General features: G+C 60.0%; 6 protein-coding genes and 2 tRNA genes. 4 read left to right on the forward strand and 4 right to left on the reverse strand.

What is annotated here, in order from left to right; genetic code table 11:
• Window positions 1–45: 45 nt before the first annotated feature.
• The 4 genes from ACTQ05_RS08225 to typA all read left to right on the forward strand — a co-directional run bounded on the left by ACTQ05_RS08225 (window position 46) and on the right by typA (window position 3373).
• Window positions 46–546, forward strand: a complete 501-nt coding sequence (locus ACTQ05_RS08225; protein ID WP_427748159.1) for a bifunctional nuclease family protein — start codon at window positions 46–48, stop codon at window positions 544–546.
• Window positions 547–936, forward strand: a complete 390-nt coding sequence (locus tag ACTQ05_RS08230) for a hypothetical protein (protein ID WP_441015226.1) — start codon at window positions 547–549, stop codon at window positions 934–936. It abuts the gene before it with no gap.
• Window positions 937–966: 30 nt separating this feature from the next.
• Entirely contained in the window at window positions 967–1416 is a 450-nt protein-coding gene (locus ACTQ05_RS08235; RefSeq protein ID WP_154516767.1) for a hypothetical protein, read from the forward strand.
• Between the two features lie 118 nt (window positions 1417–1534).
• Entirely contained in the window at window positions 1535–3373 is a 1839-nt protein-coding gene (gene typA / locus ACTQ05_RS08240) for a translational GTPase TypA (protein ID WP_154516764.1), read from the forward strand.
• Between the two features lie 104 nt (window positions 3374–3477).
• Here the strand turns inward: typA and ACTQ05_RS08245 are convergent, their stop codons facing one another.
• The 4 genes from ACTQ05_RS08245 to ACTQ05_RS08260 form a co-directional block, all read right to left on the reverse strand.
• Complete coding sequence (locus ACTQ05_RS08245) at window positions 3478–4623, reverse strand: polymer-forming cytoskeletal protein (protein ID WP_441538802.1); 1146 nt, start codon at window positions 4621–4623, stop codon at window positions 3478–3480.
• 184 nt (window positions 4624–4807) lie between these two features.
• Window positions 4808–5497, reverse strand: coding sequence for a trimeric intracellular cation channel family protein (locus ACTQ05_RS08250; protein WP_229770653.1), 690 nt, complete (start codon window positions 5495–5497; stop codon window positions 4808–4810).
• 300 nt (window positions 5498–5797) lie between these two features.
• A tRNA-Ser gene (locus ACTQ05_RS08255) sits at window positions 5798–5888 on the reverse strand.
• Window positions 5889–5936: 48 nt separating this feature from the next.
• Window positions 5937–6027 (reverse strand) — tRNA-Ser (locus tag ACTQ05_RS08260).
• Window positions 6028–6354 lie beyond the last annotated feature (327 nt).

Below are 6354 nucleotides of genomic sequence, written 5' to 3' on the forward strand. Positions count from 1 at the left end.
GCGGATCTGTCGCGCATGCCAATCACAACGTACCGGAGGTGTTCCATGGTTCGTGTCGACATAGAGACCATCGTCATGGCCGCCGGTCCCGTGCCATCGCTGATCGTCTTGCGCGAGCGTTGCCGTAAGTCGGATTCGTCCGCGCCGCTGCGCTCTCTTTCCATCCAGACCGGTTCCTACGAGGCAGCGGCCATCAGCCGCGGTATCGATACCGGCCGCACCGATCGCCCCATCACCCACGATCTTTTGCTCGATACCATCGAAGTGGTGGGAGCGAAGATCGAGCGTATCGAGATCGTGCGCGCCGAGCCGCCGGTGTTCTACGCGACGGTCGTCGTGCACACCGATAGGGGCGAGCGTATGCTTGACGCACGACCGAGCGACGCTATCGCCCTTGCCGTGCGCAGCAATGCCCCCATGTTTGTGGAGGACGACATCATGAATCGCTTGGGCACCGTCTCTCCGCTTGCCGACGAGGTTGACGACGAGAGTGAGTTCGAGAAGTTTGACGAGTTTGTCCACACGCTCTCGCCCGATGATTTCTAAATGTCGGTTGAGCACGATGCACGGCGAGCGCTGATGGGTACCAGTGTGTCGGCCGAAGCAGCCGCTATCGCGCGTGAGGCCCATATGCGCGCCGAGGCATTTGAGGCCGCGCGCATTGCGTATGTGACGCAGGCTCGCACTCTTCGCGAGCGCCGTGACTCCTATATCAAGATGGTTGTTGTCTCCGCGCTTGCCGCGGTAATCTTGTCGCGGCTTCGTGGTACAGTTGGTGCGCTTGGGTTTTCGATTTCGACGGGCCTGGTGATCTGGGGCGTGGTCGATGCGGTAATGCTGACCAACCAGATCAAGGTGCTCGACAAGCGCGCGGCGGATATGGTTCGCGCCCGTGACGCTGCCGCCAGAATCGCGGCCGAGGCACAGGAGTTATAACGACGCCGAATGCGATGGGAAGGTCAAAAGATGGCACAGGATATGCAGGACGCCGGTAACGTCTCCGCCGAGCTCGACGCCATGGTGTGCGATCTGATCGGTGCGTTTTTGGACGACCTTGCCGCCGGTGAAAACCCGGGCGTTGTCGTGGCGATCGAGGATGCCGCCTCCAACCGCTATCTTGCGGCTCTCGACGAGGACGGTGAGGAGGCATGCCTGGAGGCTGCCACCAACTTTATCTCCGAGCACAAGATGGGTCTCAAGGACGAAGGCCTGGGCCGCATCGCCCGCTATGCCATCGGCTACACCGGCTGTGTGGAGATCGAGGGCGGATATCACGACGCTTTGCTCGTTAGCTTCTTCGAGACCACGCTCGAGAGCGGTTTTTCGGCATATGTGCTGTACGAGGGCATGGGCGCCGGCGATGGTTTTATGTGGAGCGACCCTGAACCTGCAGGTGAGGAAACCCCTCTCATCTAGAATCGCTAAAATAAACGAGTTTTTCGGTAAAAGGCTCAATATTCCCGCCGAGCGTTGTATTGCTGGACGGGTCGCATACGCGTGCCGTTTGTATATAGATAGAAGATAGGGGAACTACATGCGCGTAGACAATCTGAGGAACATCGCCATTATCGCCCACGTCGACCACGGTAAGACGACGATGGTCGACAAGCTCCTGCGTGCCACGGACGCCTTCCGTGCCAACCAGCAGGTCGAGGATCGCGTCCTGGACTCCAACGACCAGGAGCGCGAGCGCGGCATCACGATTCTCGCCAAGAACATCTCTATCGAATACAAGGACGTTAAGATCAACGTCATCGACACCCCGGGCCACGCCGACTTTGGTGGTGAGGTCGAGCGCGTGCTGCGCATGGCCGACGGTGCCCTGTTGCTGGTCGACGCCTTTGAGGGCCCCATGCCCCAGACCCGCTTTGTCCTACGTCACGCCATCGACACCGGCCTTAAGATCATGATCGTCATCAACAAGATCGACCGTCCGGGCGCCAACCCCGAGAAGGCCTACAACGACTGTCTGGACCTTATGGCCGACCTGGGCGCCACCGACGACCAGCTCGAGTTTGCCATGGAGCACGTGGTCTATGCCAGCGCCATGAATGGCTTTGCCCGCCTTGACCCCAACGACGGCAACATGGACATGTACCCGCTGCTCGACATGATCATCGACGACATGCCCGCGCCCGAGGTTGACGAGACCGCGCCGCTCGCTATGCAGTGCGTGACCATCGACCACTCCAACTTTGTCGGCCGCATCGGCATTGGCCGCGTGTACTCCGGCACCATTCGCCAGGGCGATCAGATCCTGGTCGTCAAGAACGACGGTTCCAGCGCCACCGCTACCGTCAAGCAGCTCTTTACCTTCGACTACCTGGGCCGCACCGAGTGCCAGGAAGTCGGCGCCGGCGACATTGCCGCCGTCGTGGGTATCGAGCGCACCGACATCGGCGATGTCTACACCGATCCCGAGAACCCCGTCGAGCTCGAGCCTATCGAGATCGATCCGCCGACCCTGTCCATCGTCTTCGAGGCCTCGACCTCTCCGCTCGTCGGCCGCGATGGCGACATTGTGGGCGCCCGTCAGCTCAAGGAGCGCCTGTTCAACGAGGCCGAGAACAATGTGACCATGAAGATTGAGGAGCTCGAGGACAAGAGCGGCGTCGAGGTCTCGGGCCGCGGCATTCTGCACCTGTCCGTCCTGATGGAGTCCATGCGTCGCGAGGGCTTTGAGTTCCAGGTCGGCCGTCCCCGCGTTCTGTTTAAGAAGGATGAGAACGGCAACAAGATGGAGCCCGTCGAGCAGGCTGTCGTCGAGTGCCCGGACGAGTACTCGGGCAAGGTCGTCGAGGTCTTTGGCACCTCTGGCGGCATTATGACCAGCATGGACACCTCGGGCATCGTGACGCACCTTGAGTTTAAGATCCCGACCCGCGGCATCATGGGCCTTAAGAACCGCATCATGAACGTCACTCACGGCGAGGGCGTGTTCTATCACACCTTCCTGGAGTACGGTCCTTACGCCGGCGAGATCGGCAACCGTCAGAACGGCGCCATGATCTCCATGACCACCGAGAAGGCCGTTGCCTACGCTCTGGGCACGCTGCAGGAGCGCGGCCAGCTGTTTGTTGAGCCGGGTGTCGAGTGCTACGAGGGCATGATCGTGGGTGAGCGCAGCAAGGCCGGCGACATGGTCGTCAACATCGCCCGTACCAAGAACCTGGGCAACCAGCGTTCCTCGACCTCCGATATCTCCGTGCAGCTGGTACCGCCTCGCACCTTCTCGCTGGAGGAGGCGCTGGAGTACATCGCCGATGACGAACTGGTGGAGATCACCCCCAAGAACATCCGTCTGCGCAAGCGTCTGCTCAACGCCACCGATCGCAAGAAGGCTGCCGTTCGCGCCGGTCAGGTCAACAAATAAGCGCTGAGCTCTGTAGCATTCACAAGAAAGGGCGTCGACCATCGCGGCCGGCGCCCTTTTTGTACCACCACAAAGAGGAAGGACACCTTTGCGGTGGTTGGCGGTTAGGCGGAGGGAAGGCCCGGGGTGTTGGGGGCCTTTTGCGGTTTGACGTGGGCGTTGCGCCAGATGATCTGAATGAGATAGCCCAGCATAAAGACGAAGGCTACGCCGCTGATAAAGTTGCCCATAAGGGGAAGTGCCGTAAGGGCGCCGGCGATAGCGCCGCCCACGGCGGCCATGGCGTAGCGGTTCTGGCTGTGCCCGACCATGCGTGCGATCGCGGTGCCCGCAAAGGCCGCCGAGACCAGGGCGATGCCGATGACGCCGCACATCAGGGCTCCGGCGAGCGACAGGCCGGCAATAGAGATGATGAGCAGCAAGATGGCGGGAACGGCGGCTACCGTGCCCAAAAGACCGCTCACCCACAGCGGGGCGGGGTGCTGGTGAAGCATGCCGGCCGCGCTGGCTGTTGCACGCGGAAAGACGAGCTCAAGGAGAATCGCGACAAAGCAGGTGGAAAGAGCTGCGGCAACGATGCCGCCGATGACGTCGTTGACGGTGGAGGTATCCTCGTTCTCGGTGCGGTCGATCTTGAGGGCCCCCACTTTGGCGCCGTCGGCGCGTTCGGGGTCCTGTGAGACATGAGCGTTTACGGTACCGGTGATGTTGGCGTTTTTGCCGAGCACCAGCTTGTCGGCCCAGACCTCAACATCGCCATCGACAGTGCCGTCGATGGTTACCGTATTGCCCGCGAGCGCTGCCGACTTGGCGGAGCCGCGCAGGGCAACCGTCTCACCTGCGGCATAGAAGCAATTGGCGGTACTGCCGGAGTTAAGTACGACGTGCTGAGCGGCAACTGTCACGCTTCCATCAATGGTGGTCTTGGCGATATCGATGGTGCGCGCCGCCAGGCGAACGGCGCCGCCTACGGTGCAGTCGCGAATCGACAGACTTTCGCCGGCGGCGATGATATCGCGGTCGATGGACGCGTCGTCCAGGCTAAGGCTTTGACCGGCCCAGTACAGATCGCCCCCGACGCCGGATGGACTGGAATCCCCGTCGGACACGAAAACATTGCCCGCGGTGTCGGTGCCGGCGAATGCCATGGAAGGCAGCGCGGTAAACGCCAGCGCGATAAGCGCGAAGGCCATAATGAGGTGTCCGCGCATGTTGTGACGTTGCGCCGCCGCGGGTTGGTTGTGAGGCATGGTGAATCCTTTGCTTGGTGATTTGCATACGACCAATATGGTACCCATTGCGCCTTCGCTCTAAAAGAAACTCGCGGTTGCAGTATTCTGCATGGGCAATTGCCTACGTAAGGCGTCGCGGGATATCGGGCCTGCGGCCGGTTGTAGATAGGCTGTCACCTAGCGATGGGCCGGGCCGTGCTATCTATTTTTTACGATGTAGGAAACGCGCGATATCGTCCTCGGTGGGGCTTTTGATGTCAAAGCGCAGCGAGAGCCAGCGCAGGCCCATGGTCACTGCGACGCAAACGACCAGCGCGACGACATTGCTGACCAAGCCGCTCATGACAAGGCAAACATAGCTTGCCGATCCAGCGATAGCCGCGATGGCATAGAAGTTGGTGCGCTGGAAAATACCCGGCACCACGCCCATAAAACCATCGCGCAGCATGCCGCCGCCTACCGCGGTAAAAAAGCCCATCATGATGCACACGACCGGTGCAAATCCGTACACGAGCGCCTTATCTGCGCCGGTTGCCGCATAAATACCCACCGAGATGATGTCGAGCAGGGGGATGAGCTTGTCGGGCTTGTCGACGATGGCAGGGAAGATGTAGATGATGGCCGCCGTGGCGATGGACAGCGGAAGCGCCATGGGCTGGTTAAGGATGTAGACGTTGCCCACCTGGAGTGTCATATCGCGCAAAAGACCGCCGCCCAGACCGCAGACCACGGCGAGCGCGACGGCGCCCACCAGATCGAGTTTGTGCTCGCGCGCAACCAGCACGCCCGAAATCGACGCCGCGACGACAGCGAACATCTCGAGCCAAAACGGGATGGCAACCATGGCATCCGAGGCGTGTGCGGTAACGATTACAGTGGCGATGACGGGCAAGGTGGGTTCCTTTGGGTAGTTGGATTGGAAAATGCCCGTACATAGTACATGGTTGTGGGAGGTCGTGACCCCATTGCTCGGTAAACGGTCGGAACTGGGCGCGGTCACAGGTTCCAAACATGTACATCAGCATCCAAAAACGACATTTTTTGACATCTTTGGAGGGTGATGTACATGTTTGGAGATCTAGATTGGTGTTGAACGCCCTGGCGGGTTCGAACCCCTCCTCCGCCGCCGTATTTGTCTGTAAGGGACTCAAAACAAAAAAGCTCCCTTTGTTGGGAGCTTTCTCAACCAAAATGGCGGAGGAGGAGGGATTCGAACCCTCGTGACCTTATACAGGCCAAACGGTTTTCGAGACCGCCGCATTCAACCACTCTGCCACCCCTCCGCGTGGGGTAAAAACAAAGCAGGCACAAAGGCCTGCTTTGGAATTAACTGGCGGAGAGTCAGGGATTTGAACCCTGGAGACGCTTTTGACGCCTACACGATTTCCAATCGTGCTCCTTCGGCCACTCGGACAACTCTCCGTTAAATGCGAAAGTCAGTATACACGAGGAATCGCAAAGTGCAAACCAAAAACTTGGCATTTTTTAAATTGCATCGCTCCCCTTGATTATCAACTTCATCCGAACACCTCCCACATTCATCCGCACATGTGCGGATGAATGTGGGAACCCGATACCCTGAGGGCCGGATCGGCCGGCCCCGGGAGATCGGAGGACGGCATGTCCGGAAAGAAGAAAAGCGGCTCCGCAAGGGCGGTCCCGAGGGCCTACGGAAGGCTCACGAGGCACGAGCGGGACACGGTCCAGAGGATGCTGGAGCGCAGGGCGTCGTGCAGGGAGATCGCGAGG

The organism is Collinsella sp. LCP21S3_A9 (genome assembly GCF_052118785.1).
Lineage (GTDB): Bacteria > Actinomycetota > Coriobacteriia > Coriobacteriales > Coriobacteriaceae > Collinsella.